The organism is Brevundimonas vitisensis (genome assembly GCF_016656965.1).
Lineage (GTDB): Bacteria > Pseudomonadota > Alphaproteobacteria > Caulobacterales > Caulobacteraceae > Brevundimonas > Brevundimonas vitisensis.
On record NZ_CP067977.1, the window covers coordinates 313,124 to 338,917 of the forward strand.

Annotated in this window: 24 protein-coding genes; 12 read left to right on the plus strand and 12 right to left on the minus strand. The window is 65.7% G+C overall.

Going from position 1 to position 25,794, the window contains the following annotated elements:
* Nucleotides 1-28: 28 nt before the first annotated feature.
* The 7 genes from JIP62_RS01510 to rodA all read left to right on the plus strand — a co-directional run bounded on the left by JIP62_RS01510 (nt 29) and on the right by rodA (nt 7,408).
* Nucleotides 29-646 (plus strand): glutathione S-transferase family protein, encoded by a 618-nt coding sequence (locus tag JIP62_RS01510; protein ID WP_201103203.1) that lies wholly within the window; start codon nt 29-31, stop codon nt 644-646.
* Between the two features lie 91 nt (nt 647-737).
* On the plus strand, nt 738-1,184 hold the full coding sequence (locus JIP62_RS01515) for a hemerythrin domain-containing protein (RefSeq protein ID WP_201103204.1): 447 nt from the start codon (nt 738-740) through the stop codon (nt 1,182-1,184).
* A 217-nt stretch (nt 1,185-1,401) separates the two neighbouring features.
* Entirely contained in the window at nt 1,402-2,436 is a 1,035-nt protein-coding gene (locus JIP62_RS01520; protein WP_201103205.1) for a rod shape-determining protein, read from the plus strand.
* Nucleotides 2,437-2,575: 139 nt separating this feature from the next.
* Nucleotides 2,576-3,670, plus strand: coding sequence for a rod shape-determining protein MreC (gene mreC, locus JIP62_RS01525; protein ID WP_201103206.1), 1,095 nt, complete (start codon nt 2,576-2,578; stop codon nt 3,668-3,670).
* The gene (locus JIP62_RS01530; RefSeq protein ID WP_201103207.1) at nt 3,667-4,188 is read left to right on the plus strand and encodes a hypothetical protein; all 522 of its coding nucleotides are present in this window, start codon (nt 3,667-3,669) and stop codon (nt 4,186-4,188) included. The genes mreC and JIP62_RS01530 overlap by 4 nt, the downstream gene beginning before the upstream one ends.
* The gene (gene mrdA, locus JIP62_RS01535) at nt 4,185-6,260 is read left to right on the plus strand and encodes a penicillin-binding protein 2 (protein WP_201103208.1); all 2,076 of its coding nucleotides are present in this window, start codon (nt 4,185-4,187) and stop codon (nt 6,258-6,260) included. Before JIP62_RS01530 ends, mrdA begins: the two co-directional genes overlap by 4 nt.
* Nucleotides 6,257-7,408, plus strand: a complete 1,152-nt coding sequence (rodA, locus tag JIP62_RS01540) for a rod shape-determining protein RodA (RefSeq protein ID WP_201103209.1) — start codon at nt 6,257-6,259, stop codon at nt 7,406-7,408. Before mrdA ends, rodA begins: the two co-directional genes overlap by 4 nt.
* A gap of 3 nt (nt 7,409-7,411) precedes the next feature.
* Here the strand turns inward: rodA and pip are convergent, their stop codons facing one another.
* A complete protein-coding gene (gene pip, locus JIP62_RS01545) occupies nt 7,412-8,386 on the minus strand; it encodes a prolyl aminopeptidase (RefSeq protein WP_201103210.1) in 975 nt (324 codons plus the stop codon).
* 24 nt (nt 8,387-8,410) lie between these two features.
* Entirely contained in the window at nt 8,411-8,734 is a 324-nt protein-coding gene (locus JIP62_RS01550; protein WP_230974814.1) for a DUF423 domain-containing protein, read from the minus strand.
* Between the two features lie 96 nt (nt 8,735-8,830).
* Here JIP62_RS01550 and JIP62_RS01555 point away from each other — a divergent pair, with 96 nt between their 5' ends.
* On the plus strand, nt 8,831-9,994 hold the full coding sequence (locus tag JIP62_RS01555) for an MFS transporter (protein ID WP_201103212.1): 1,164 nt from the start codon (nt 8,831-8,833) through the stop codon (nt 9,992-9,994).
* A 39-nt stretch (nt 9,995-10,033) separates the two neighbouring features.
* On the opposite strand, the gene JIP62_RS01560 is transcribed toward JIP62_RS01555, so the two are convergent.
* The 3 genes from JIP62_RS01560 to JIP62_RS01570 all read right to left on the minus strand — a co-directional run bounded on the left by JIP62_RS01560 (nt 10,034) and on the right by JIP62_RS01570 (nt 13,604).
* A complete protein-coding gene (locus JIP62_RS01560; RefSeq protein ID WP_201103213.1) occupies nt 10,034-10,624 on the minus strand; it encodes a C15 family peptidase in 591 nt (196 codons plus the stop codon).
* Nucleotides 10,625-10,707: 83 nt separating this feature from the next.
* Entirely contained in the window at nt 10,708-13,275 is a 2,568-nt protein-coding gene (locus tag JIP62_RS01565) for a coiled-coil domain-containing protein (RefSeq protein WP_201103214.1), read from the minus strand.
* A gap of 146 nt (nt 13,276-13,421) precedes the next feature.
* Nucleotides 13,422-13,604, minus strand: a complete 183-nt coding sequence (locus JIP62_RS01570; RefSeq protein ID WP_201103215.1) for a hypothetical protein — start codon at nt 13,602-13,604, stop codon at nt 13,422-13,424.
* A 186-nt stretch (nt 13,605-13,790) separates the two neighbouring features.
* On the opposite strand from JIP62_RS01570, the gene JIP62_RS01575 reads away from it, so the two are divergent.
* Nucleotides 13,791-15,269 (plus strand): phospholipase D-like domain-containing protein, encoded by a 1,479-nt coding sequence (locus JIP62_RS01575; protein WP_230974815.1) that lies wholly within the window; start codon nt 13,791-13,793, stop codon nt 15,267-15,269.
* Here JIP62_RS01575 and JIP62_RS01580 read toward each other — a convergent pair.
* From JIP62_RS01580 to JIP62_RS01600, 5 genes are all read right to left on the minus strand, one after another.
* The gene (locus tag JIP62_RS01580) at nt 15,227-15,964 is read right to left on the minus strand and encodes an endonuclease/exonuclease/phosphatase family protein (protein ID WP_201103216.1); all 738 of its coding nucleotides are present in this window, start codon (nt 15,962-15,964) and stop codon (nt 15,227-15,229) included. The two genes, JIP62_RS01575 and JIP62_RS01580, sit on opposite strands and share 43 nt — an antisense overlap.
* A gap of 53 nt (nt 15,965-16,017) precedes the next feature.
* On the minus strand, nt 16,018-16,704 hold the full coding sequence (locus tag JIP62_RS01585) for a TPM domain-containing protein (RefSeq protein ID WP_230974816.1): 687 nt from the start codon (nt 16,702-16,704) through the stop codon (nt 16,018-16,020).
* Complete coding sequence (locus JIP62_RS01590) at nt 16,704-17,513, minus strand: TPM domain-containing protein (RefSeq protein ID WP_230974817.1); 810 nt, start codon at nt 17,511-17,513, stop codon at nt 16,704-16,706. Before JIP62_RS01590 ends, JIP62_RS01585 begins: the two co-directional genes overlap by 1 nt.
* A gap of 5 nt (nt 17,514-17,518) precedes the next feature.
* A complete protein-coding gene (locus tag JIP62_RS01595; RefSeq protein WP_201103219.1) occupies nt 17,519-18,175 on the minus strand; it encodes a LemA family protein in 657 nt (218 codons plus the stop codon).
* A 203-nt stretch (nt 18,176-18,378) separates the two neighbouring features.
* The gene (locus tag JIP62_RS01600) at nt 18,379-19,305 is read right to left on the minus strand and encodes a bifunctional methylenetetrahydrofolate dehydrogenase/methenyltetrahydrofolate cyclohydrolase (RefSeq protein ID WP_201103220.1); all 927 of its coding nucleotides are present in this window, start codon (nt 19,303-19,305) and stop codon (nt 18,379-18,381) included.
* Between the two features lie 94 nt (nt 19,306-19,399).
* On the opposite strand from JIP62_RS01600, the gene JIP62_RS01605 reads away from it, so the two are divergent.
* The 3 genes from JIP62_RS01605 to JIP62_RS01615 all read left to right on the plus strand — a co-directional run bounded on the left by JIP62_RS01605 (nt 19,400) and on the right by JIP62_RS01615 (nt 22,561).
* A complete protein-coding gene (locus JIP62_RS01605) occupies nt 19,400-21,241 on the plus strand; it encodes a PPC domain-containing protein (protein ID WP_201103221.1) in 1,842 nt (613 codons plus the stop codon).
* A 145-nt stretch (nt 21,242-21,386) separates the two neighbouring features.
* Entirely contained in the window at nt 21,387-21,782 is a 396-nt protein-coding gene (locus JIP62_RS01610; RefSeq protein WP_201103222.1) for a hypothetical protein, read from the plus strand.
* Between the two features lie 65 nt (nt 21,783-21,847).
* Nucleotides 21,848-22,561, plus strand: coding sequence for a hypothetical protein (locus JIP62_RS01615; RefSeq protein ID WP_201103223.1), 714 nt, complete (start codon nt 21,848-21,850; stop codon nt 22,559-22,561).
* Nucleotides 22,562-22,565: 4 nt separating this feature from the next.
* Here JIP62_RS01615 and hutH read toward each other — a convergent pair whose 3' ends face one another.
* Together hutH and hutU are read right to left on the minus strand one after the other, a co-directional pair.
* Entirely contained in the window at nt 22,566-24,098 is a 1,533-nt protein-coding gene (gene hutH / locus JIP62_RS01620; protein ID WP_201103224.1) for a histidine ammonia-lyase, read from the minus strand.
* Nucleotides 24,095-25,771, minus strand: coding sequence for a urocanate hydratase (gene hutU / locus JIP62_RS01625; RefSeq protein ID WP_201103225.1), 1,677 nt, complete (start codon nt 25,769-25,771; stop codon nt 24,095-24,097). The genes hutH and hutU overlap by 4 nt, the downstream gene beginning before the upstream one ends.
* Nucleotides 25,772-25,794: the final 23 nt, after the last annotated feature.

Below are 25,794 nucleotides of genomic sequence, written 5' to 3' on the forward strand. Positions count from 1 at the left end.
CGGATCGTTCGCGGATGGAACCTTTGACATGCTGAACCTCTTCATTTCTCCGGGGGCCTGCGCCATGGCCTCGCACATTGCCTTGGAAGAAGCGGGTGCCGAGCACCAGACGACGGTCATCGACCTGCGTCAGGGGCAGCAGAAGACGCCTGAATATCTGGCCGTCAATCCGGCGGGGGCCACTCCGGCCTTGCAGACGGATCAGGGGGTTATCACCCAGAATGCGGCCATCCTGGCCTGGGTCGCTCAGACCTGGCCGGAAAAGAAACTGGCTCCGGTTGTTGACGTGTTCCAGTTTGCGCGGTTCAATTCCTTCAACGGCTTTTTGGCCTCGTCGCTGCACCCGGCGCTGGGACGCCTTCTGTTCAGCCGTCCCCCTCTGGAGGGCGAGGCCAAGGATCAGGCGACAGATCTGGCGCTGGCCAAGCTGCAACTGGTCGAAGACCATCTGCTGGAAGGTCCCTGGGTGTTCGGCTCGGCCTATACGCTGTCAGACGGCTATCTGTCGGTCTTCACGCGCTGGGCACGGCAGGCGGGACTTCTCGATAGCGATCGTTTTCCGAAACTGAGCGCTCATCTCGACGCGGTCCAGGCACGACCGGCCGTTGTGCGTATGCTGGCAGCCGAAGGTCTCAGCCCGGTCTGAACCGTAGGTTATGGCAACCCTGGGTTCACCATAGTTGTTCAGTCTGCCTTAGAGGGACGTTGATAGTCTGCTGGGCCAAGGAACCCAGGCCATGATTCAGACCCCCGAACTGTCGACTCAGCACGCCGTCATTATGGAACAGTCACGCAGACTGTCGGGACTTGCAGCGGAGATGGACTCAAGGGGCGATGCCATGGTTGTGCGGCGGCTGATGGAAGCCGTCGACGGGCTCATCGTCCAGCATCTGTCCATCGAAGACGAGCAACTCTACCCGACCTTGATGCGGGCAGCCGACGCCGAGTTGCGCGACACGGCGATGTCCGCCTTTGAAGACATGGGCGGACTTTGTGCCGTATGGGCCCACTATCGGGACCATTGGACCATAGACCGCATCCTGAGCGATCCGCGCCGCTTCCGCACCGCGACCGATGACATCGTCGGCGCTCTCAACCTGCGTGTCGCCATGGAGGAGAGCGTGCTGTATCCGGCTTTTGACGCCCTGCAGTCGGAAGATGGCGTCGCTGTCGCCGCAGCCTGAGGCTCGCGCCTTTGCCGATCATTCTTTGGTGAACGCCCAGATGTTATCGGGGCTTGTAATCGTGCGGCCATAAGGGCAAACGGGCCTCGGTCGGCTCGGCGAAATCGAACAGGACGATCCGCGCGTGGGGATGCGCGAGGGTCGGGGGCGTCGTCGCAGCAGACACCAACGCTTGCTCGCCCCAAAAAGGCCCGAACCCGAACGGTATCCCGATCCCATGCATCTTTTCGGCATGATCTCCAACGACATCGCCATCGATCTCGGCACCGCCAACACCCTCATTTACATGAAGGGCAAGGGCATCGTCTTGAACGAGCCGTCCGTCGTCGCCCTCAGAAACGTCGGTGGACGGAAGATCGTCCATGCTGTCGGCATTGAGGCCAAGCAGATGCTGGGCCGGACGCCTGGCCACATGGAAGCCATCCGTCCGATGCGCGACGGCGTCATCGCCGACTTCGAAGTCGCCGAAGAGATGATCAAGCACTTCATCCGCAAGGTTCACAACCGCAAGGGCTTCGTGAACCCGAAGGTGATCGTGTGCGTGCCCTCCGGCGCCACTGCGGTGGAGCGTCGTGCCATCAACGACAGCTGCCTGAACGCATCGGCCCGCCGCGTCGGATTGATTGATGAGCCGATGGCCGCTGCGATCGGCGCGGGGCTGCCGATTCACGAGCCCACTGGATCGATGGTCGTCGATATCGGCGGCGGTACGACCGAGGTGGCCGTGCTGTCGCTGTCGGGCATCGTCTATTCGCGCTCGGTTCGCGTCGGCGGCGACAAGATGGACGAGGCGATCATCAGCTACATGCGCCGCAACCATAATCTGTTGATCGGTGAAACGACTGCGGAGCGTATCAAGAAAGACATCGGCACCGCCCGTATCCCGTCCGACGGCGAGGGCCTGTCGATCGAGGTCAAGGGCCGTGACCTGATGCAGGGCGTGCCGCGCGAGGTTCGGATGAGCGAGCGTCAGGCTGCAGAGGCTCTGGCCGAGCCGGTCACCCAGATCATCGAGGCGGTCAAGGTCGCCCTGGAAGCCACCCCGCCCGAGCTGGCGGCCGATATCGCCGACAAGGGCATCATGCTGACCGGCGGCGGAGCCCTGCTGCGTGGTCTGGATGCCGAAATCCGCGATCACACCGGCCTGCCGGTGTCGGTGGCCGACGATCCGCTGTCCTGCGTCGCCATCGGCTGTGGCCGGGTCCTCGAGCATCCGCGCTGGATGCGTGGCGTGCTGGACTCCGCCCTCTGATCTCATCCAAAGGGGGAGGCATTGATTTCCCCGTGTCGAGCAAAAGAGGCCGGTTTCCAATCGGCAAGGATTTTGCGATAGGCAGGCAAGATCGGCGGGAGTGTCCCGCCGATTCTCACCATTTGCAGGAAGGCGCGCCGTGGCGTTTCGCGACGGACCGTTCGAGAACCTCAAGGTTCCGCTGACGTGGACGGCGGCGGTCGTCGTCGTGGTCGCGATCGCGGCCTCCATTCTGCTGTTGCTCGGCGATCGCCGCGACACGCCTGGCGGCTATGGTCCGGTCCGGGCGGGGACGGATGCGGCGACAGGCCCGGTGGCGGGCGTGCTGGCTGCACCCGTGCGCTGGGCCGGTGCCGTCAGCGACTATGTCGGCGGCTATTTCTTTGCCGTGTCCGAGAACCGTCGCCTCAAGGCTCAGATTGCCGAGCTTCAACCCTGGCGTGACCAGGCGATTGCGCTGAAAAACGTCAATGCTCGCTATGAGGCGATGCTGGGAATCCGCACAGAGCCGCCGGTGCCGATGGTCACCGCGCGCTCGATTTCGGAATCGCGCGGTCCCTTTGCCAATGCCCGGCTGATCGACGTGGGATCGTCGCGCGGGGTCAAGATCGGCAATCCCGTCATCAATGAACATGGTCTGGTCGGACGAGTGATCGGTACTTCGGGGGGAGTCAGCCGCCTGCTGCTGTTGACCGATGTGACCAGTCGCACACCCGTGCTGATCGACCGCACTGACGCGCGCGCCATGCTGACCGGGGACGGCAGCGGCAATCCCAGACTGGAGTTCGTTCGTGGAACGGACTCCGTTCGTCCTGGAGACCGTATCCTGACGTCCGGCGATGGCGGCGGGCTGCCGCGCGGTGTGCCGATCGGCGTGGCAGCGCGCGGTGTCGACGGCTCCTGGCGCGTGAAGCTGTTCAGCGACCGCGGGGCCATCGACTTTGTGCGTGTGATGCTGTTCCAGGACTTCGGCCAGCTGGTCGATGCTGAAGCCCTGAACGCGCCGCCCCTGGCTGGGTTTACTGCCCCACCCACGCCGGCAACGCCCCCGGCGGCAACGACCGCTCCGGCTGCTGCGAGTACCGCCCCGAGCACGTCGCCTTCAACCCCGGCAGCGGCAACGCCCAGGGCGACGACCGCAGCGTCGGCACCCACCGCGCCCCGTCCGCAGCCGCAGGCACAGCCACAGCCGCAACCTCAGCCCGCTACGACCACCCCGGAGGGCGGCCGGTGAGACGCGGTCAGGTCGCCGTTCGCGTCGTCGGACCGTTGCAATGGGTCGTTTATCCTGCGCTGCTGGCGATAGCGCTCACCATCGCCTTGGCCACGCCGGTCGAGCTGTTCGGTTTGAAGCTGCCCGAGCCGGTCTTGCCGATGGCACTGGCCTTTGCCTGGCCATTGATCCGCCCGTCCATGTTGGCCCCCGCCGTTTTGTTCGGCCTTGGCCTGTTCCTCGACATCTTCTGGGCCGGTCCGTTGGGCCTATGGGCCTTGGCGCTGATGGGCATCTATGGCGTCGTTCTGATCTCGCGCAGCTTTCTGGTGGGGCAGGAGACCCACGTTCTGTTCGTCTGGTATGGCCTTGGAACGGTCGCCGCCTTCATCCTGACCTATCTGATCTCTACCTTGCTGGCCGGCAACGCGCCCAGCGTCCTGTCGCTGTTGGGACAAGTTCTGCCGACCCTTCTGCTTTTCCCGATCGCTGGGCGCATGATCGAAAGGTTTGACGACGGCGATGTGAGGTTCCGATGAGCGAGCCGTCCATCATCTTCAATGACGTGAACGAGCGGCAGGGATCCTTCCTGCGCCGCACCCTGGTCATGGGGGGATTCACGGCTCTCGGGGTGGCGGCATTGACTGCGCGCCTGGGCCAGCTGCAGGTGGTGCAGGCGCAGGAATATACGACGCTCGCCTCCAACAATCAGTTCAACTACCGCCTGGTCCCGCCGCCGCGCGGGATCATCAAGGACCGTAACGGCACCATCATTGCCGGCAACCGGCCAAGCTTCCGGGTCCTTGTGGTACGCGACGAGACCAAGGACCTGGATCAGACGCTCGATCTGTTGGGACAGCTTCTGCCCGATACCCTGGAGCGTCGCCGGTCGATCATCCGCGACGTCAATGCGGCACCCAGGTTCAGCCCCGTTCCGGTCAAGAGCGACCTGAACTGGGAGGAGTTTGCTCGCGTCAATCTGTATGCGAACGAACTGCCCGGCGTCATGGCCGACATGCACGAGGCGCGTTACTACCCGTTCGGCGGGTCGTTTGCCCATGTCATCGGCTATGTGGCCAAGGTCTCGGATCGGGACATCAAGTCCATCCGCGACGCCGGCGAGGAGCCACCGGCTATCCTTTACAACCCAGGATTCCGTATCGGGCGTCAGGGCGTCGAAAAGGCGCTGGACAAGGAATTGCGCGGGGAGGCTGGTGGTAACCGGGTCGAGGTCGATGCGCGTGGCCGGGTCGTCGGCGAGGATGTCGAAAACTCCCGTCCGGCCATCCATGGCAAGGAAGTCGTGCTGACCCTGGATGCCGACGTCCAGAACCGGGCCCTGGAAGTCTTTGGCGAGGAATCCGGCGGCTGTGTCGTCATGGATGTTCGCAACGGCGACATCCTCTGCATGGTTTCTGCGCCGTCGTTCGATCCAAACCTGTTCGTCAGCGGCGTGCCGTCGAACGTTTACAACGCTCTGCGAGACTATGAGCGCAAGCCTCTGCTGGACAAGGCGATCTACGGCAGCTTCCCGCCTGGCTCCACCTTCAAGATGACGACGGCTCTGGCCCTGTTGGACGCCGGGGTCGATCCGTCGGAGCGGGTCAACTGCACCGGGGGCTATCGCTACGGCAACCGCACCTTCCGGTGCTGGAAGCGGGGCGGGCACGGCGCGATGGACATGCACAATGCCATCAAGAACTCGTGCGACACCTACTTCTATCACCTCTGCAACCGCGCCGGGGTGGATCGCATTGCCCGCGTGGCCGAGGATCTCGGGTTCCACCAGGTCTATGAGATCGGCATTGCCGGTCAAAGCCGCGGCACCATGCCCAGCACGCGCTGGAAGGCCGACTATGCCCGCCGGACCAAGGCCAAACATCCCGATGCCGGGAAATGGTATCCGGGCGAGACCCTGTCCGTCGCCATTGGTCAGGGGGCGATCGAGACGACGGCTCTGCAACTGGCCGTAATGACGTCGCGGCTGGCCCATGGACGCAAGGCGATCACGCCCAGACTGATCAAGTCGGTGGGCGGGGTCGAACGGCCCTCCGGGGCGGCGGCGGGCGACATGCCTTTCAGCGAGGAGCATCTGAACATCGTCCGTGCGGGCATGCAGGCCGTGGCAAACGATGTCACCGGGACGGCGTACCGTGCCTCGCAGCTGGGGCTGGGTGACATTCAGATGGCTGGCAAGACCGGTACGGCTCAGTCGCGCGACTATGGCAGCGGATCACGGGGACCGCGCGATGCGGTCTGGACCCGGCGGGACCATGCCCTGTTCGTCGCCTTCGCGCCCCATGATGCACCGCGCTATGCGATCGCGCTGATCATCCAGCATGCGCCGGCGGGCGGCTCGGCCGACGCGGCACCGCGCGCGCGCGAAATCATGAAGACGGTCCTGCTGAAGGACCCGGACATGCGCGCCCGAATCGAACGGCCACTGCCGCCGGAGCCAACCGGGCCACTGACCGAGGATGAGGCCAATTTCGGTGCGGCACCTGTCGTTGAGGAGGCACCGGCCCCGGCTGCGACGCCTGCGCCGCGCCGCGCCGAACCGCTGACTGCAACGACCGGACCCCGGCCCTATATGGCGGAGCCGCCCCAATGACCGCGTCGGCCCTGACCCGGCCGGGCGAACGCGACCGGCTGACCGTCAAGATCGCACAGATCGACTGGCGCTTTGTCCTGCTTCTGTGCGCGGTGGCCGGTGTCGGCAGCCTGATGCTTTATTCGGTGGCCAAGGGCTCGTGGGAACCGTGGGCGGCCAATCACCTCATCCGGTTTGGCGTCTGCCTGGGCATGATGCTGGTGCTGTCGCTGATCAGCCTGCGCATATGGTTCGGGCTGGCCTATCCCCTATATTTTCTGGCTCTTTTCCTGCTGATCTGCGTCGAACTGTTCGGTTATACCGCCATGGGGGCCACGCGCTGGCTGGACCTCGGCGTAACGCGGATCCAGCCGTCGGAAATCATGAAGATCGGCCTGGTTCTGGCCTTGGCGCGATATTACCACGGCGCCACTGCTCAAGAGGCCCGCTTCCACTGGAAGCTGATCTTCCCGGTGATGATCATCGCCGCGCCGTTCCTGCTGGTCGCGCATCAACCGGATCTGGGCTCGGCCATGTTGATCGGTCTGACGGGGGCAGCGATCATGTTCGTGGCCGGACTGAGCTGGAAGCTGATCGCCGCAACGGCCATCCCCACGCTGGTGGCCATCCCCTTCTACGTGACCTTTGGGATGCATGAGTATCAGCGCAACCGTGTGATGACCTTCCTGAGCCCCGAGAGCGATCCTTCGGGCACCGGCTATCACATCATGCAATCCAAGATCGCCCTGGGGTCCGGCGGTCTGCTGGGCAAGGGCTACGGTCTGGGCAGCCAAAGCCAGCTTGAGTTCCTGCCTGAAAAGCACACCGACTTCATCTTTGCCGCCGTGTCGGAAGAGTTCGGCTTCGTGGGATCGTTCACCGTCCTGCTGTGCTACGCGGCCATCATTCTGATCGCCCTGCGGATTGCTTCGCTGTCGCACAGCCATTTCGGCCGTCTGGCCAGCGCAGGCATGACGGCGACCTTTGCCCTCTATGTGCTTATCAATGGGGCCATGGTCATGGGCTTGGCCCCGGTCGTGGGGGTGCCCATGCCGTTGCTGTCCTATGGCGGGACCGTCATGCTGACGGTCATGGTCGGCTTCGGCCTGGTCATGGCGACGCGGGTGCACCGCTATGCCGAACTGCCCAAGGGCCACGGACTGATCTGAGCCCTACAGGCCAGCAGCCCAGTCTGTGGCGCGGATCAGGCTGTCGACAATACCCGGCTCGGTCGAGGCGTGGCCCGCATCCGGCACGATATCCAGGTGCGCTTCCGGCCAGGCGCGGTGCAGGGCCCATGCCCCCGAGATCGGCGTGACGACGTCGAACCGGCCTTGGGCGATCCAGGCCGGGATATGGCGAATACGGCCGATGTTCTTCAGCAGCCAGCCTTCTTCGGGAAAGAAGCCGCCATTGGTGAAGTACCAGTTCTCGATGCGCGCGAAGGCTACGGCAAAGTCCGGCTCTGCGAACTTGTCCGGACGGGCTCCGGGCCCCTCCACGCTGACTGTCTCGCCTTCCCAGCTGGACCAGGCGATGGCGCAGGCTTCGCGTTCGCTGCGGTCCTCGCCGATCAGCCGCTTGTAATAGGCAGCCATCAGATCGTGGCGTTCATCCTCTGGGATCGGCGCAATGAATCGTTCCCACGCGTCGGGGAAGATCATCGACGCTCCGTCCTGATAGAACCATTGCAGTTCCTTGCGGGTCAGCAGGAAGATGCCGCGCAGGATCAAGGCCGATACCCGCTCGGGATGGGTGATCGCATAGGCCATGGCCAGGGTGGAGCCCCAGGATCCGCCGAACACCACCCATCGGTCGATGCCGCAACGCTCCCGCAGCCGCTCGATGTCCTCGATCAGAGTCCAGGTGGTGTTGTCCTCCAGCGAGGCGTTCGGCCGGGATTGGCCACATCCGCGCTGATCGAACATCACGATGCGGTATTTCGCGGGATCGAAATAGCGACGCATGCCCGGATTGACGGCCCCGCCGGGGCCACCGTGCAGAACGAGGACGGGGATGCCCTGGGGGTTTCCGCTTTCCTCGTAATAGATCTCGTGGACGCTGTCGGTCGGCATCCAGCCGGACGCGAACGACTCGATCTCTGGGAACAGCTCGCGCCTCGGGGCGTCGGAAACGGGGAAGGCCATTCTACCTCAAGGTAAGATGTGACATTAAGCGGATGCGGGTGAGTTACGAACGGCGGCAACGGCCAGCGAAAGCCAGGCCGCGATCATCAGCAAGCCACCGATCGGCGCGACCATGCCCATGGCTGAGAGGCTGAGCAGGGCGATGAGCGACAAAGACAGGCAGAATACCATCCCGCCCAGGCAGGCCAGCCATCCGGCAAGCCTCACCAGGGACGAATGACCCGCCCATATGGCACAGACGATCGCCAGCACGGCATGGACCATCTGGTACTGCGCGCCAGTGGTCAGCAGCGTCTTCACGCCCGGCCCCGCGCCATGAGCGGCGAAGGCACCGACGGCTACGGCCATGGCTCCGTTCAGCGCTGCAAACAGCAATAGGGGTCGACTCGGTGTCATGATGAAACGCTAGCCGACGCGACGGATCGTGTCTGCTATCACCCGCCGATGACGACCTCGCGCCGGATGGCGATCCAGTATGTGTTGCTGTTCGGTGCCACGGGGGTCAGCCTGCCGTTCGCCGGCCTGTGGTTTCGGGCCCAGGGCCTGAGCGGCGCCGAGATCGGCGTCATCCTGGCCATTCCGATGCTGGCTCGTCTTCTCACCGGGCCGGCCATTGCGGTGTGGGCGGACGGCTTCAGGGCGCGGCGAACGCCGATTGCGCTGCTGGCCCTGCTGGCAGCGGTGGGCTACGGCACGGCGGGCTTGGTCGAGGGGCTGCTGCCCTGGACCCTGGCCTGGTTCGTCGGGGCGACCGCAGCCGCAGCGATGATCCCTCTGACCGACGTTCTGACCCTGCGTCTGGCCAAGCGAGAGGGTTTCGCCTTTTCCGTGCCGCGGGGTGTGGGGTCGGCCGCCTTTGTCCTGGCCAATATCGCCATGGGGGCGCTGCTGACCGTGGCCCCTGCCGATGCGGTGATCGTCTGGATTGTCCTCGCCTGCCTGATCATGGCTCTGACTGCCTGGCGATTGGCTCCTGCCGAGGCTGTCGCGGAGGGCGGGCCCGCCTTGGGCCGAGAGCGTTTCAGGGGCATCGGCCGATTGGTTGCCGACCCGACCTTCATGATGGCGATCCTGGCGGTCGGTGCCATTCAGGCCGCGCACGGCTTCTACTACGGCTTTTCAGCGATCGATTGGAAAGCCCAAGGCCTGGCCGAGAGCGTGACGGGTCTGTTGTGGGCGTTTTCCGTGGCGGTCGAGATCGCCTTCATGTGGTGGATCGAACCATGGCGTCGACGGGCGGGAATCGGTGCGGCCACGATGCTGATGGTTGGGGCAGGGGCTTCGGTCGTTCGTTGGACTGCCCTGGCTCTGGTCCCGCCGTTGTGGACCTTGTGGCCGCTGCAGGCCCTGCATGCGCTCAGCTTTGCCGCGACATTCCTGGCCGGTCTGGAATTGGTTGAGCGGCTGGCTCCGCCCGACAGTCAGACGGCGGCCCAGACCCTGAGTTCTGCCCTGTCGTCGGGCGTGCTGATCGGCTTGGCCACACTGGCATCCGGCCCGCTTTACGACACCTTCGGTGCGGTGGGATATCTGGCGATGACGGCACTCGCGGCGGTCGGGGGCCTCCTCGCCCTGGCAATGCGACTGGATCTAGATCAGCCGACCTGACAGGCGAGCCGCAGGGGAAGGCGACCGGTAGAACGAGCCTCAGTTTCTGGCCAGTGGCGACAAATGTCTGGCGATCGCCGTCGCCGTGATCTTCACGCCGCGCTGTACAGCCTCGTCTTCGGCCTGATCAGGAACGCGCAAGAGGCCGATGGCCGGAGCGTCGAGGCCGTAGGGCAGGCTGGTGAGCACGCGATAAAGCAGATAGCTGCCCGTATCGTCCTCCGCATCCGAAGTGGCATCGGCCTCCAGGCCTGCATCTTTCAGTGCACGGATGATCTCTGCGACAGGCACCGTCGCACGGGCCAATGCCGGGCCGGTGACGTCGGCCCTATGTCCTCCCGTAAGGGACCGGTTCTCGGCCCGCATCTGGAGGCGGAAGGCGTCGCTGCGCCGCGTACGTCCTATCAGCAACACAGCCCGGCAGGTGGAACTCGACAAGTGCGCCGAGAGGGTGGAGGCGAGAGTCTCCGGGTCTGCAGCGGCGACGGGGACGGTCCTGGCCCCTTGCGGGCTCCAGGGCTCACCGGACAGGTCTTCGATCGGATCCCAGCCGGACTGGTCTGAATCATAGGCACAAATGACGATTGCCGGGCGGCGGTCCTTCTGGATCTCGGCATTGGGATCAATCATGGATGCGCCTCAGCCCGTGACGTTTGCGTGACGGTGTCGTCATGCCGCCGTCGCCGTCAAGTCCGCAGGATCAGATTCGAGGATCAGGAGAGGTCACCGACGGCAGCATCTAACAAGAGGAAGGCACGGCCACCGTCCGATGCCAGACGATTCAGAACCGCGGGCCCGTCGCCAGACCGTGCATAGTCGTCCAGACCTCGGCCGAACTCGCGGACATAGCGTTCGGCGTCTGCCCGAAGGTCAGGATCGCTGAGCACGCGCCGTGAGACGCTGCGCACGGCGGCGGGTGCCACGCGGCGGACGATGGCGCGGGCCTGGCTGGGGTCACCGTCAGCGAAGGCAAAGGCGGCTTCCTCGACGCGCGACCGCGGCAGAAGGGCATTGGGATCCACGCCCATGCGACGGATGGCACCGGCTATGCGCTCCGTCAGAGCCTCGGCATCGGCCGGTGGCATGACTGGCGTGTCCAGGTCCAGCGGCACCTCGCCCGGGCCGTCATCGACCAGGTCGTTCCACCCCAGACCTTCATTGGCAGAGCGCGGGGCAGGCTCGGGTTCGGGGGTGGGCTCCAGTCGCAGTCGTCCTCGCAGGCCAAAACCGCGATCGGGGCGTGGTGCCTCAGGCTGGGACCGCGGCGACGTCGGACGTTCGCGTGGTTCTGTCGGCTGGGCGACAGGGGCGTCGCGGCGGCGACCGCTCGGCCCGTCACCAGACACAACGCCCATCAGCCGGACCGCCTCGGTCAGCATTTCGTAGTTGCGCCGCACTCGCTCCTGGAACCCGACATCAAGGGCCTCGGTATCCTCCGCTGCCTTGCGGGATGCTGCGGCCAAGGCCGCCAGACCTTCCTCCACGGTCTGCCGAATGGCTTCGACGCGCTCGCGCGCCTGTTCCGGCAGGAGGGCCGCCCGGTCGTCCAGATCGCCCATGGTATCTTCGATCCGCCCCAGGGCAGCGTTCATGCGCTCGACCGTGGATTCCAGACGCTGGATCGCACGCTCGCCCGCATCGTCGACCAGATAGACGCTCTCGTTGACGATCCGGCGCGCACCCTCGATGCGGGCATCGGCCGCCTGGTCGGCCTGCTGGGCGGCATCGAACAAGGCCTGACCCAGCCGGTCGGCGCGGAGCTGGGCCTGAATCGCGGCTTCGTCGGCGGCCGCGCGGGCCTCCTCGGCGGTTGCCTGCATGGCGACCAGCGCACGGCGGGTCTCTTCCACCAGGGCGTCCCGGGCCTCTGCGGACAAGGCCTCGAACTTGTCCAGGGCGACTTTCGTGGCTGCGTCGAAGCCGTCGGCCTCACGCTGGGACATCTCGACCAGGGCGCGGAACTGATCGGATGCAGCCTCGACCAGCTCCTTCAGTGATTCCGTAGTGTGGAGGGAGGTCTGGCCCAACTCATTGGCCGCCGATCGGGCCGCCGACAGCTGCTCGGTCAGCTGCGCACGTTGGCTCTCGACCTGGGCGGAAAAGTCTTCCTGATCCGTGCGCAGGGCATAGGCGGCCGTGACCAGTGCGGCGCGTTGCTGGCCCAGCCCTTCCTCCACCGACTGAATCTGTTCGGCGACGCCCGCACCGGCATTCTCGAGACGCAGCGTCTGACGCGCCAGATCGTCCGAGGCGAGCCGCGCAGCGTCCTGGGCCTCGCCAGCGGCGGCAGCCAGGTCGGCGGCTCGGGCGGCCAGCGCGGCCTCGGCTTCGCGCAACTGCGTCTGGGCCAGATCGGACGCATCCACGACCATCCGCGACTGGCGCTCGACGGCATCCATGACGCCGGCGGCCTGAGTGTCCAAGCGGGACCCCAGCGATGCCATGGCCTCGCGCTCCTGGCCCAATTGCTCGACCAGACGCCGCGCGGTGCGGCCTGCGGTTTCGGCCGCTTCGTTCAGGCGACCGGTCTCTTGAACCAGGGCTTCGCGCAGCAGCGCCATGTCGGCGCGCGCCCGCTCGGTGGCCAAGGTGGCCTGATCAATGTCACTCCGAAGCGATTGTAGAACCTCACCCGTCTGGCGCGCTGCCAAGGCGGTCGGGGCCAGGAGGGCATCGGACAACTCACGCGCGCGGCGGGTCTCGGCTGCGAGCCCGGACCCCTGCCTCACGGCGTGGGCCAGCATGATCGCCATACCGGCTGGCGCCAGAGCGATCATCGCATAGACGGCCAGACGGAGGGGCTCCATATCGACTGCGCCGGAGCCGACCTCGAACGCAAGCCAGGCTGCGACCCCGCCGATCCACACAACTGATGCCAGCCCGGCAACCAGATAGGCGTGTCCCCCATGGACAGGGCTGCTCGAGGCGGACGGCGCCAGGGCGACGGGTGGCGGCGGCGGATCATAGGCTGCCGGTGGCGAGCCGGCGGGCACCGCGAAATCGGGTACGACGGCAGGTTCTGGGTCCAGGCTGGTGACGTCGGCCTCGGCTGGCGTGCCGGTCGCGGCGGCGGCACGGGCCGCGCGCTGCTCAGCCAGGAGATGTTCTTCGGCCAGGCGTCGCCGACGCCGCTCGGACATGGGGCGTTCGGGAGCAGGTGCCGCTGCCTCAGCGTGCGAGGGTGTCTCGGCGGCTGTTGGCGGCGTTGCGGGCTCGGAGGCGACCGCATCGACCGGTTCGGCGTCGGACAGGATCAGGGGCGGCCGTTGGCGGGACTTCATCGGTTGTGGGCTCGATCATGACGGCGAGCGCGCGACGAGGGCGCGACGCTTTGGACCCTAACGGTTGAAATCCGCCCCGCAAAGGCGACAGCCGGTGAATCGGCACAGTAACGGGGGATTGTCGCGATGTTACGCGCGCTAAGCGCTCAACAGTCGCGGCGCGAGGCGACCAGCACAGCTGCGGAGGGCGTGTCCGGGCAGTCGCGAACACGGTGAACTTCGCGTTCCTGTTGACGGCGCGGCTGATCGGAGTCGACGCCGAACTGCGACAGCACGGCGGCAGCCAGAAGGGCAATGAAACCCGCGATGAACTCGATCAGCGCCTGCATCGCCGATCTCCCCTGTCTCGACCTGGGCTTTATGCCTGAGAACGGCGATCAAGACAATCGACCCCAACATGAACAAAGCGTCACCATTGCCGCCCATGCTAGACATGTGGAACGCAAGAGGGGGTCGGTGCGCTTGTGGCTAGCGCGCGACCGCACGTCACGCGGCGAGGGTGGGCCAGACACATTATGGGCGACGAGATCGATCCGGATAACCGGCTGCTGAGCGGCGGGACCTGCTGGCGCGTGGAAACGGCCGGTCGATTTGCCATGCTCATGGAAAATGAAGCCTATTTCGACGCTCTTTCTTCGGCCATCGCCAAGGCTCAGCGCAGCATCGTCATACTGGGATGGCAGTTCGACCCGCGCACGCGGTTGGATCCGGAGACCCGTGCAGGCGATCGCCAGGCCGAGATCGGGCATCAGCTTCGCCTGCTGGTGAAGACCCGCCCGGACCTGGATGTGCGCCTGCTGATCTGGAATTCGCCGGTCCTGATCGCCGCTTCCCAAGGCTTCTATCCGCACAAGGCGCAGCGCTGGTTCCGCAAGCGGATGGTGGAGTTTCGGCTGGACCAGCCAGGGCCCATCGGCGCCTGCCATCACCAGAAAGTGGTCGTGATCGACGACGCGGTAGCCTTCTGCGGGGGCGGAGACATTTCAACTGACCGCTGGGATTCCAGTGCTCACCTGGATGACGATCCCCGGCGGTGTCAGCCGTCGGGACTGGTGTGCGCGCCGCGGCACGAAGTCATGTCCGTGATGGACGGGGCGGCGGCGAGGGCTCTGGGAGATCTGGCCCGCGAGCGCTGGTTCCGATCGACGTGGGAACGGACCCGCCCTGACACGGTGGCTTCCGATCCGTGGCCGGACGGGGTTGAGCCTGACCTGATCGATGTGCCGGTCGGCATCGCGCGAACCGAGCCGCGAGCGGCCGGAAGACCAGAGGTCCGGGAGAACGAGGCGCTTCATCTGGAAGCCATTCGACGCGCCAAGCGGCTGATCTACTTCGAAAACCAGTACTTCACCTCGCCCCGTATCGCTGCAGCCCTGGCAGAGCGCCTGGCTGAGCCCGATGGCCCTGAAATCGTGCTGGTCTCGACCGGCACCAGCCCCAGCTGGTTCGACCGGCTGACCATGGATACCGCGCGATCGGAGGTCCTCTACCGCCTGGAAAGCGCGGATGTTCATAATCGCTTCTTTGCGTTCGCCCCCCTGACGAAGCAGGGAAAGCGGATCATCGTGCATGCCAAGCTGACGGTTATCGACGATCAGCTGATCCGCATTGGCTCCACCAATCTCAACAATCGGTCCTTTGGCCTGGACACAGAATGCGATGTCGCTGCGGAACCGGCCGACGAAGCGGGGCGGGCGGCCATCCGGCGCTATCGTCATCGGTCCATCGGTCATTTCATCGGCGTCGATCCCGAGGTCTTCGAAGCGGCCGAAGCTGTGACCGGCTCGGTTGGGCGGGCCATTACGCAGTTCGATACCGGGCGAATGCAGCCGCTGGGTGCTGAGCCACCTTCATCGGGCGAACAGTTCATCGCAGAATGGCAGTTAGGCGATCCGACGTCGGCTGACGACGCATGGCGTCCCTGGAAACGTCGCAACCGGTCCCAGCGGCCTCAGGCCGCTTCAACCTCGAAGTCGATGATCAGCGGCAGATGATCTGAAGCCATCCGGGCCAGAGGCGAGAACGGCGCTCGAGCGGCGGTGACCCGGATGTCGGGGCTGACGAAGCAGTGATCGATCCGGATGGCCGGAAAACTGGATGGAAAGGTCTTGAGCGTGGGCTTCAGGCCCAGACGGGTCTGGGCATCGTCCAGGCGCCTGACCAGGGTCTGGTAAGGGCGGGTGATCGAGGTGGCGTTGAAGTCCCCGGTCAGGATCGTGGCCCCAACACAGTCGGGATGCCCCAGCCAGTCCGGTCCAACCAGAGCCTTGGCCTGAAGTCGCTGCTCACGCGGGACCAGACCCAGATGGGTCGTGACCACATTGACCGTCGCCGCGCCCAGGTCGATCGCCGCCCACAGTGCCCCTCGTGGCTCCAGGCCGGGCACCCCCTTCAGCGTGGGCAAGGGCCCGACCTTGATCAGACGTTCGGGGTGAGGGGTCAGGATGGCATCGCCATAAAGCTCGGCTTCAACCCGCATGGCGGCGTTGAAGTGGACGCTCATCGAAAGGCCGTCCGCGATGGTCTGGGCCTGATCGACGTGGCCGGTGCGGGCGCGGCCGACGTCTAACTCCTGAAGACAGACGATGTCGGGCTCATATTCCGCAATGACCGCTACGATGCGGGCCACGTCCAGTTGACGATCAACGCCGACGCAGCGGTGTACATTATAAGTGAGCAGGCGAGCCATGGCGGCGGTTTAGCCCTCCGCCCCGGCAATCGGTAGTCTGAAATCCGGCAAAATCAGATCACGACCAGACGATCGACGACCTCGTTAGGGTTGTTGGCCCTTGGCGGGAAATGCTCCGCCAGGACGCCACCGCAGAGGGCGATCGCCTGCTGGAAACCGCTGACGGGACGATTGTCACGCATTTCCCGGACCAGGGCTGCACAGGCCTTGGCCCACACATCGGCATCGACCTTCTCGAAGATACCCTTGTCGGCGATGATCTCGACCTGATGATCGCTGAGGGCCGCAAAGATCATCACGCCGGTGCGCGCCTCGGTGACATGCAGGCCATGGGCCAGAAACTGATGGAGCGCGGCCCGGCGAACACGGCTTCGACGCACACCAGCCGGCGTAACCCAGCGCCGGATCATGGGAATCGACGTGAGGCCGAAGACGGCCAGGAAGGTGACGGACTGGATCAGAGCATAGGTCGAAATGGCCGCGCCGACCGTCGCATCGCGCGCCGCCAGGTGTGCGGCTTCCCAATTGCCACTGACGCCTGGAAGCCAGGCCCCCTCGAAGCCCAGCGGGATCAATCCGAGAGGCAGCAAGAGGGCTGCCGCCGCCGCCCAGGCCAAGGAGACATCCCGGTAGGACGAGACCCTTTTTGCCATGACGCAGAAGATTTCGCCGGAGGTCCGGCTTTCGGCCTCGGCAATGGCCGCCACGACAAGGGCGTGGTCATCGGGTGTCACGCGCATCACCATCCGCCCGACGCTCCACCGCCACCGAAACTGCCGCCACCGCCCCGAAAGCCGCCGCCGCCGAACCCACCGCCGCCAAAGCCGCCGCCGCGGCCGCTGCTGCCGGACTTCAGGGCCTCTGCCGCGATCCAGAGCAGGATTCCGGCCGCATCACCGCTTGCTCGGCGACGGCCCTTTCCTCCCACGGTCGCGCCAATCAGGGCCAGGAACAGCAGAAAGAAGACGACGCCCACGACCAGGGCCGGACCAATGGGGAAATCTGCGGGGGCGGCCTGGGCAGCTGCCGCCCTGGCCTGGGCTTCTGCCGGATCAAGGCGAAGCTGGGCATCGATGGCCTGGACGCCTTCGGTGATTCCCCGCTCATAGCCGCCGACGCGGAAGGCCGGCAGAATCTGATTGTGAATGATCAGTGCAGACAGGGCATCGGTCAGTATGGGCTCAAGCCCATAACCCACCTCGATCCGGACCTTGCGCTCGGTCGGTGCCACGATGAGCAGGACGCCGCCGTCATTTTCCTGTTGGCCGATGCCCCAGGCCCGGCCCAACTGATAGCCGTAATCCTCGATGGCATAATCCTGGAGGCTGTTGACGGTGACCACGACAACCTGATCGCCGGTGTCCTCTTCCAGTTTCGCGAGAACGGCAGTCAGCTCAGCTTCCTTGGCGTCGCTAAGCAGGCGGGCCTGATCGACAACCCGCCCGGTCAGGGCTGGGAAATCGGGTTGGGCCAGGGCCGGCAGACAGGCCAGCAGCCACAGCAGGGCCGCCAGGACTGCCGACGCCCCGAACCCAACCGGCTTTTGCACTGGCGTCACTGAGCCGACGTGGCAGGTGCGGGAGCGGGGGCCGGCTGGGCACCGCCCTCGAGATTGAAGCTGACCGTCGGCGCGGCCTGTGCCTCTGCCGTCGCGGTGAACAACTGCATCGGTTCGGACCCGCCATGGATGGTGTTGGCCCAAAGGACGGTCGGGAAGGTGCGCAGGGTGGTGTTATAGTCCTGCACGGCCTCGTTGTAGTCGCGGCGCGCCACGGCGATGCGGTTCTCGGTGCCCTCCAACTGCGATTGCAGGGCGATAAAATTCTGATTGGACTGGAGCTGCGGATAGGCTTCGACCGTCAGCAGCAGTCGCGACAGCGCCTGGCTGAGCTGTCCCTGAGCCGCCTGGTACTGGGCGAAGGCGGCGGGATCGTTCAGAGTCTCGGGGGTGATCTGGATACTGGTGGCCCGGGCGCGGGCCTCGATCACGGCAGTCAGGGTGGTGCGCTCCTGGATCGCGGCGGCCTGAACCGTGGCGACCAGGTTGGGGATCAGGTCGGCGCGGCGCTGATACTGGGCCTGGACATCGGCCCAGCGCGCCTTGGCCGCCTCTTCCTTGGTCGGGATCGCATTGACGCCGCAGCCAGCGAGCGCCGGAACCATGACGACCACGGCGGCCACGGCGATCGTGCTGTTGTTGAAACGGATCATCAGCCCCTCCTGACGCCGCGTCGGATGCGCGGCTTTCGTAGCCACTATCGGGTGTGCACCAGCGCCGTTCAAGCCCGAACCTGACCCGGTCTGCGCAGTGTGAAAAACAGAGTCCACTCGGTCCACTCAGTCCCGATCGGGGATGACCAAACCACCTTAAACCGGTGCCAGCCTATGCTGTGCCGATCCCTTGAAAACTTGTCTCACGCGCCGTCGAAAGGTTCCGGTGCGACCCCGATGGAGCGACAGGCAGCGGCGTAGGTATTGGCCAGCAGGCAGGCGATGGTCATGGGGCCCACGCCGCCGGGCACGGGGGTGATCCTTCCGGCCACCGCGACCGCCTCGTCGAAGGCCACATCGCCCACAACGCGGGTCCCGCCTGCTGCCGCCTTCAGGGGATCACGGCTGGGCACGCGGTTGATCCCCACGTCGATCACGGTCGCGCCGGGCTTGATCCAGTCGCCGCGCACCATTTCGGGGCGACCGACGGCCGCGACCAGAATGTCGGCCGAGCGGCACAGGCTCGGCAGGTCAGCGGTGCGGGAATGGGCGATGGTGACGGTGCAGTTCTCGGCCAGCAGCAGTTGCGCCATCGGCTTGCCGACAATGTTGGAGCGGCCCAGGACGACGGCGTGCAAACCCGACAGGTCCCCAAGTTCCGCCTTCAGCAGCAGCGAACAGCCCAGGGGGGTGCAGGGCACCAGACCGGGAAGGCCCACGGCCAGGCGGCCCGCATTGACGACGTGAAACCCATCCACGTCCTTGTCCGGGTCGATGGCATCCAGCACGGCCGTGGCATTGATATGGGCGGGCAGGGGAAGCTGGACCAGGATGCCATGGATGGCGGCGTCCGCGTTCAGCGCGGCGATCAGGGACAGCAGTTCTGCCTGGGTCGTCGTGTCCGGCAGGGTGTGGGTGTCGGAGCGCATGCCCGCTTCGCGCGTGCGCTCGCCCTTGTTGCGGACATAGATGCGGCTGGCGGGGTCGTCACCGACGATAACGACGGCCAGTCCCGGCTGCACGCCATGCGCCTGTTGCAGCCGTTCGGCGGCGGCGGCGACGCGCTGAACCAGGCCAGCGGCAAAGCCCTTGCCGTCGATCAGGCTCGCCTGAGTGCCCTTGGCCGTCATCGCGTAGCCCTTCGTCAGGAATCGAATACTGCTGGGCGATTTACAGACGACACGGTTGCGCGTCTATCATGGCGCAGAACCTCAGGGGATTTCGATGCGACGTTCGACACTGCTGGCTGCCACCTGTGCGATGGCGCTTGGACTGGGAGCCGGTTCGGCATTGGCCCAGACTGCGCCGACCCTCAGAATCGGCGGACAGGTAGACGCCACGCTGACGGACCAGGATGCGACCGATCCGGACGGCGGCTTCCGCTATGAAGACTATCGCTTTACCGCGCGCGCCGGGCAGCGGCTGGAGGCGGTGATGCGGTCGGACGTGTTCGACAGCTATCTGGAAATCTACGCCGACGGTGCCGAGGGACAACCTTTGGCCAGTGACGACGACGGCCTGGGCGAGGGACTGAACTCGCGGCTGCGCTTCACGCCCGAGCGAGCGGGCACCTATGTTCTGCGGGCACGAACCCTCAGCGGCCTGGAAGGCGGAGCCTACAGTCTGTCCCTGGCCCAGCGCGCGGCACCGCCGCGCCTGCCACGGCCGACCTCGATCCGCGTAGGGCAGACCCTGCGCGGCAGTCTGGGGTCGCGGGACCCCGAGACCGAAGAGGGTGTGCGCTTCGACCACTTTTCCTTCCGCGGAGCCGCAGGCGACCGGTTCACGATTGCCTTGGACAGCGAGGCCTTCGACCCGGTCGTGTCGGTCGGACGAATGGCGGACGGCGAGTTCGCCGAGCTGGCCTATAACGACGACTTCGCTGACACGCTGAACGCGCGACTGGTCTTCACCCTGCCGACAGCGGGTGAGTATGTCATCCGCGCGACCGCCTTGGGCGGCGAAGGGGGAGGCGACTACACCCTGTCGCTGCTGGAAGGCCCGCCGCCGGTCGAGGCCGTTCCCATCGCGATCGGCGACACGGTTGAAGGCGAGCTGGATGAGGGGGATGCGCTGAACGAGACCGGCTCGCGCGCCGACGCCTACCGCTTCACCGGGACGGCGGGTCAGCGGGTGCGGATCGGCGTGTCGTCGGACGATTTCGACACCTATCTGCAGCTGTTCCAGGACGCGAACGGTGTCCGCACGGCCCTGGTCGAGGACGACGACGGCGCGGGCCAGGGGACGAACTCGCGTCTGACCCACACCCTGCCAGCGGACGGCAGCTATGTGGTCGAGGTCCGTGCCTTTGCGGACGGGGGAGCGGGTGCCTATTCGCTGGTCATGTCCGAAGCTCCGCCCGAGCGCGTGCCCGAGGCCCTGGCCTATGGCGCGACGATCCAGGGCGAGATCGACGCCGAGGATCCGACCGACGACCAGGAGCGGGGCTTCGACACCTATCGATTCGATGGTGTGGAAGGTCAGCGGGTTCAAGTGATCATGCGGTCGGGCGATTTCGACGCCTTTCTGGCGATCTCATCGGCTGACGGCGAGTTCAGCGAACTGGCCAGCGACGACGATGGTCTGGGCCAGGGGACGGACTCGCGCCTGACATTCACCCTCCCGACGACCGGGAGCTATGTGGTGCGGGCATCGCCGCTCGTGACCCAGAGCGATGGTCTGTATTCCATTGAGTTGATCGATCGCGGGCCGCAGCCCGTGGCCGGGAGCGTTCTGGTGGGAGAGACCGCGCGAGGAAGCCTGACCGACACGGACGCCATGGCACCGGACGGCAGCTTTTACGACGCCTATGGGTTCGAGGCGAAGGCGGGCGAGACTCTGATTTTCACCATGGTTTCCAATAGCGTGGACGCGTTCCTGATCGTGGGACGCGAAAACGGCGGTGAAGAGATCGAGGTTCTGGCCAGCGACGACGATAGCCTGTCGGACACCCATGCTAAGGTGGAGTGGGAAGTGCCGGATGACGGCACCTACGTCGTGCGGGCAGGGACTTTCGGACAGGCGGAAACGGGCCCCTACGCCCTGACGGTCAGCCGCAAGCCCTGACGGCATTCGTCCGTCAGGCGTCGTCAGATGCACAAAGCCTGATTTCCGTGTATCGGGGATATGGAAGGTGGGGGGAAACGCAGGAACCTGCGGCCACCGGAACGATGATGTTTCAACCGGCTACGGCCTCGCAGGATTTCGACCCATGACTCGCCTCTTCATCGCGGCTCTCGCGCCGTTCGCTCTGGCCGCTGCGCCGATGACCGCCGCTGCGATGCCGGTCTCGACAGCCGTGGTCGCGCCTGCGGTGGCCCAGGACGAAGCCGCCGAACAGGTGTTCAACTTCCTGGCTCTGTGCATGGCGGCCGATATCGTCGAGACCCAGCAAGGGGTGGAGTCTACGCCGGAACGCGAGGTGGGCACCGAGAAGATTTTCGACCTGTTGATGCTGGCGGGCCAGAACACAGGCCGGACCGAAGACCAGATGGCCGAGGTCGTGGCTGGTTACGCGGCGGCCTGGCTGGCCGATGCCTCGCTGTTGCAGTCGTCGCCCCCGGCGAGCGTGCGCCAGCAGTGCCTCGACACGATCGACGCAGCCTGATCCAGGCCGCGCTTTCCACCAACTCCACAGCATTTAGCTCGGACATCGTCCGAAAAGGACCCTTGATGCGCTACGCTTCCCTCCTGCTGGCCGCTTCGGCCGCCGCCGCGACCCTGGCCGCTGCGGGTGCCGCCAGTGCCCAGAGCAATATCCGCGTCGGCCAGACCGTGAACGGCAGCCTTTCCGCCAGCGATCCCAAGCTTTCGACCGACGACAGTAGCTATGACTGCTACGTCTTCCAGGCCCAGGCGGGGTCCTGGTATCAGGTCGATTACAAGTCGAGCGCGTTCGACGCGTTCGTCGCCGTGGGTCAGGGCCGGAACTGCGCCGTCGATGCCACGGAAGCCAATGACGACGGTCCGGACGGCCTGGACTCTCAGTTGGTCTTCAAGACGGATACCGGCGGCACCTGGTTTATCCGCGCCAACAGCCTGGAGGCGGGCGAAACCGGGGCCTATACCCTGACCCTGGCCAACGGTACGGCGCCCGTAGCGCCGTCTTCGTCCGGCGGTGAGGACGGCATCTTCCAATACCTGGCCATCTGCATGGCGGCGGACATCGCCATGGAAATGGACGGTCAGACGGTCGACGAAGACGACTCGCTGAAGATTTTCGAACTGCTGATGCTGGCAGGTGAGCAGGAAGGCATGTCGGAAGAAGACATTACCAATGCCGTCGCCGAATACGTCGCCGCCTGGACATCGGACCCGGAACTGATGCGGTCGTCGCCGCCGGCCACGGTGCGCGCCGAGTGCATCGCCACGATCGACGCCGCCTGATCTGTCAGCTGGCCGACGGCAAAAGGGCGTCTGCATAAGGCCGGTATCGACCTGTGCGGACGCCATCGGTCGCCCGCGCGATGTCGGGTGCGAAATAATGGTCGCTGCCATAGGCGGCGGCCGCTTCGCGCACGATGGCAAAGATGGCCTCCAGGCTGGGCGAGGTGGTCAGGGGGCGATGGAATTCGATCCCCTGGGCCGCGGCCAAAAGCTCGATGCCCACCACGGTCGCGGTGTTCTCGGCCATGTCCAGCAGGCGCCGCGCACCGTGGGTGGCCATGCTGACATGGTCTTCCTGATTGGCGCTGGTCGGGACGGTGTCGACGCTGCACGGATGGGCCAGCATCCGGTTTTCAGCGACCAAGGCGGCAGCCGTCACCTGGGCGATCATGAAGCCGGAGTTCAAGCCGGATTCCCGAACCAGAAACGCCGGAAGCTCGCTCATTTTCGGATCGACCAGAATGGCCGTGCGACGTTCGGAGATATTGCCGATCTCACACAGAACCATCGCCAGCTGATCAGCTGCGAAAGCAACGGGTTCGGCGTGAAAGTTCCCGCCCGACAACACGTCGCCGTCCTCAAAGAAGACCAACGGATTGTCGGTGACGGCGTTGGCTTCGCGCTGCAGTGTCGCGGCGGCTGAGGCGATGACGTCCAGCGCCGCCCCCATCACCTGGGGCTGGCAGCGCAGGGAGTAGGGATCCTGCACCTTGGAGTCGCCCTCGCGGTGGCTGTCTCGAATGGCGCTACCGCTCATCAGCTGGCGCAGGGTCGAGGCCACGGCGATCTGTCCGGGCTGACCGCGCAGGGCGTGGATGCGCGCATCAAATGGGGCATCCGAACCCTTCAGGGCATCGACCGACAGCGCACCGGCCGCGATCGCGGCGGCGAACACGGCCTCGGTCGCGAAAAGGCCGGCGAGCGCCAGGGCCGTCGAGCACTGGGTGCCGTTCAACAGGGCGAGGCCCTCTTTGGGCCCCAGGGTCAGCGGGGTCAGGCCCGCGCGGGCCAAGGCGACCTCGGCGTCCAGCACCTCACCGTTCTGCCGCGCCTCGCCGACGCCGATCAGGACGCAGGACATGTGGGCGAGGGGGGCCAGGTCGCCGGAGGCGCCGACCGATCCCTTGGATGGCACGCAGGGCAGGATATCGGCTTCCAGCAGGGCGATCAGGGCGTCGAGCGTCTGGCGGCGAATGCCCGAGGCCCCGCGCGACAGAGAGGCGATCTTGAGCACCATCATCAGGCGGGTGACGTTATCGGGCAGAAGCGGGCCGACGCCGCAGGCATGGCTGAGGACCAGATTGCGTTGCAGGGTCTCCAGATCCGACGTCGCGATCGAGGTATTGGCCAGGAGGCCAAAACCGGTGTTCACGCCATAGACGGTGCGCCCCTCGGCGACGATGGCGGCCACGGTGGCGGCCCCGCGCTCCACGTCGGACCAGGCCTCGGGGGTGAGGGCGATGGAGACGGGCCCATCCAGAACCGCGCGAAGCTGTTTCAGGGTCAGGGGGGATTGGCCTAGCGTGAGTTGGGTCATGGGGTCCTCAGGCTGGGCAGGTTCAGGCCGTGCTCGCGCGAGGCCTGGCGGGCGATGTCATATCCGGCGTCCGCATGGCGCATGACGCCGGTGGCGGGGTCGTTCCAGAGAACGCGCTCGAGGCGGCGGGCGGCCTCAGGCGTGCCGTCGGCGACGATGACGACGCCGGAATGCTGGGAATAGCCCATGCCGACGCCGCCGCCGTGATGCAGCGAGACCCAGCTGGCCCCTGAAGCGGTGTTCAAAAGGGCGTTGAGCAGGGGCCAGTCGGAGACGGCGTCGGAGCCGTCCATCATGGCCTCGGTCTCGCGGTTCGGACTGGCGACAGAACCGGAGTCCAGGTGATCGCGGCCGATGACGATGGGTCCGCTGAGTTCGCCCGAGGCCACCATGTCGTTGAACATCAGGCCGGCGCGGTGACGATCACCCAATCCAATCCAGCAAATGCGGGCTGGAAGGCCCTGAAATGCAATGCGTTCTCCGGCCATGTCCAGCCAGCGGTGCAGACCGGCGTTGTCGGGGAACAGCCGCTTCATCGCAGCGTCGGTCTTCCTGATGTCGTCCGGATCGCCGGTGAGGGCGGCCCAGCGGAAGGGGCCGATGCCGCGGCAGAACAGCGGGCGGATATAGGCGGGCACGAACCCGGGGAAGTCGAAGGCACCGGTGACGCCTTCGTCAAAGGCGACCTGGCGGATGTTGTTGCCATAGTCGGTGACGGGAATGCCCATCGCCTGGAAGTCCAGCATGGCCCGGACGTGGACGGCACAGGACTGCCGCGCAGCCGCCTCGACCGCAGCGGGGTCGGAAACGCGCTTTTCCTCCCAGTCGGCCACGCTCCACCCGGCGGGCAGATAGCCGTTGACCAGATCGTGGGCGCTGGTCTGGTCGGTCACCAGATCGGGGCGGATACCGCGCCGGACCATTTCAGGCAGAACTTCAGCCGCATTGGCCAACAGCCCGACAGATATCGGCTTTCCGGTTCGACCGGCGTCCGCGATCAGGGCCATCGCCTCATCGAGGGTTTCGGCCATGACGTCGAGATAGCGGGTCCGCAGGCGCATCTCGATCCGGCTGCGCTGACATTCGATGGCCAGGCAGGAGGCCCCGGCCATGGTCGCTGCCAGCGGCTGGGCCCCGCCCATGCCGCCCAGACCGGCCGTCAGAATCCATTTGCCGGCGGCATCCCCGCCCCAGTGCTGGCGGGCCGCCTCCATGAAGGTCTCATAGGTGCCCTGAACGATCCCCTGGGTGCCGATGTAGATCCAGGATCCGGCCGTCATCTGGCCGTACATCATCAGACCCTTGCGATCGAGCTCGTTGAAATGGTCCCAGGTCGCCCATTTGGGCACGAGGTTGGAGTTGGCGATCAGAACGCGGGGCGCATCCTCGTGAGTACGGAACACGCCGACCGGCTTGCCCGACTGGATCAGCAGGGTCTCGTCCGGGGCCAGGGTCTGCAGTTCGGCGACGATGCGGTCGAAACTGGCCCAGTCGCGGGCTGCCTTGCCGATGCCGCCATAGACGACCAGATCCTCTGGCCTTTCGGCCACCTCGGGATCGAGGTTGTTCATCAGCATCCGCATCGCCGCTTCTGCAGCCCAGGTGCGGGCGGACCGCTCGGGACCGCGAGGGCTGCGGATCACTCGGACGTTGGGGGTCTGGGTCTGAATCATGCGCTTGTTTAGCCCCTTCTTCC

Excerpts from the sequence above, each read along its gene's own strand:
- hutU (WP_201103225.1), bottom strand. The coding sequence starts at position 25,771 with ATGATTCAGACCCAGACCCCCAACGTCCGAGTGATCCGCAGCCCTCGC.
- hutH (WP_201103224.1), bottom strand. The coding sequence starts at position 24,098 with ATGACCCAACTCACGCTAGGCCAATCCCCCCTGACCCTGAAACAGCTT.
- pip (WP_201103210.1), bottom strand. The coding sequence starts at position 8,386 with ATGGCCTTCCCCGTTTCCGACGCCCCGAGGCGCGAGCTGTTCCCAGAG.
- JIP62_RS01510 (WP_201103203.1), top strand. The coding sequence starts at position 29 with ATGCTGAACCTCTTCATTTCTCCGGGGGCCTGCGCCATGGCCTCGCAC.
- JIP62_RS01550 (WP_230974814.1), bottom strand. The coding sequence starts at position 8,734 with ATGGCCGTAGCCGTCGGTGCCTTCGCCGCTCATGGCGCGGGGCCGGGC.
- JIP62_RS01575 (WP_230974815.1), top strand. The coding sequence starts at position 13,791 with ATGGGCGACGAGATCGATCCGGATAACCGGCTGCTGAGCGGCGGGACC.
- JIP62_RS01515 (WP_201103204.1), top strand. The coding sequence starts at position 738 with ATGATTCAGACCCCCGAACTGTCGACTCAGCACGCCGTCATTATGGAA.
- rodA (WP_201103209.1), top strand. The coding sequence starts at position 6,257 with ATGACCGCGTCGGCCCTGACCCGGCCGGGCGAACGCGACCGGCTGACC.
- JIP62_RS01520 (WP_201103205.1), top strand. The coding sequence starts at position 1,402 with ATGCATCTTTTCGGCATGATCTCCAACGACATCGCCATCGATCTCGGC.
- JIP62_RS01560 (WP_201103213.1), bottom strand. The coding sequence starts at position 10,624 with ATGATTGATCCCAATGCCGAGATCCAGAAGGACCGCCGCCCGGCAATC.
- JIP62_RS01570 (WP_201103215.1), bottom strand. The coding sequence starts at position 13,604 with ATGCAGGCGCTGATCGAGTTCATCGCGGGTTTCATTGCCCTTCTGGCT.
- JIP62_RS01565 (WP_201103214.1), bottom strand. The coding sequence starts at position 13,275 with ATGAAGTCCCGCCAACGGCCGCCCCTGATCCTGTCCGACGCCGAACCG.
- JIP62_RS01585 (WP_230974816.1), bottom strand. The coding sequence starts at position 16,704 with ATGCGCGTGACACCCGATGACCACGCCCTTGTCGTGGCGGCCATTGCC.
- JIP62_RS01605 (WP_201103221.1), top strand. The coding sequence starts at position 19,400 with ATGCGACGTTCGACACTGCTGGCTGCCACCTGTGCGATGGCGCTTGGA.
- JIP62_RS01610 (WP_201103222.1), top strand. The coding sequence starts at position 21,387 with ATGACTCGCCTCTTCATCGCGGCTCTCGCGCCGTTCGCTCTGGCCGCT.
- JIP62_RS01615 (WP_201103223.1), top strand. The coding sequence starts at position 21,848 with ATGCGCTACGCTTCCCTCCTGCTGGCCGCTTCGGCCGCCGCCGCGACC.
- mrdA (WP_201103208.1), top strand. The coding sequence starts at position 4,185 with ATGAGCGAGCCGTCCATCATCTTCAATGACGTGAACGAGCGGCAGGGA.
- JIP62_RS01600 (WP_201103220.1), bottom strand. The coding sequence starts at position 19,305 with ATGACGGCCAAGGGCACTCAGGCGAGCCTGATCGACGGCAAGGGCTTT.
- JIP62_RS01555 (WP_201103212.1), top strand. The coding sequence starts at position 8,831 with ATGACGACCTCGCGCCGGATGGCGATCCAGTATGTGTTGCTGTTCGGT.
- JIP62_RS01580 (WP_201103216.1), bottom strand. The coding sequence starts at position 15,964 with ATGGCTCGCCTGCTCACTTATAATGTACACCGCTGCGTCGGCGTTGAT.
- JIP62_RS01595 (WP_201103219.1), bottom strand. The coding sequence starts at position 18,175 with ATGATCCGTTTCAACAACAGCACGATCGCCGTGGCCGCCGTGGTCGTC.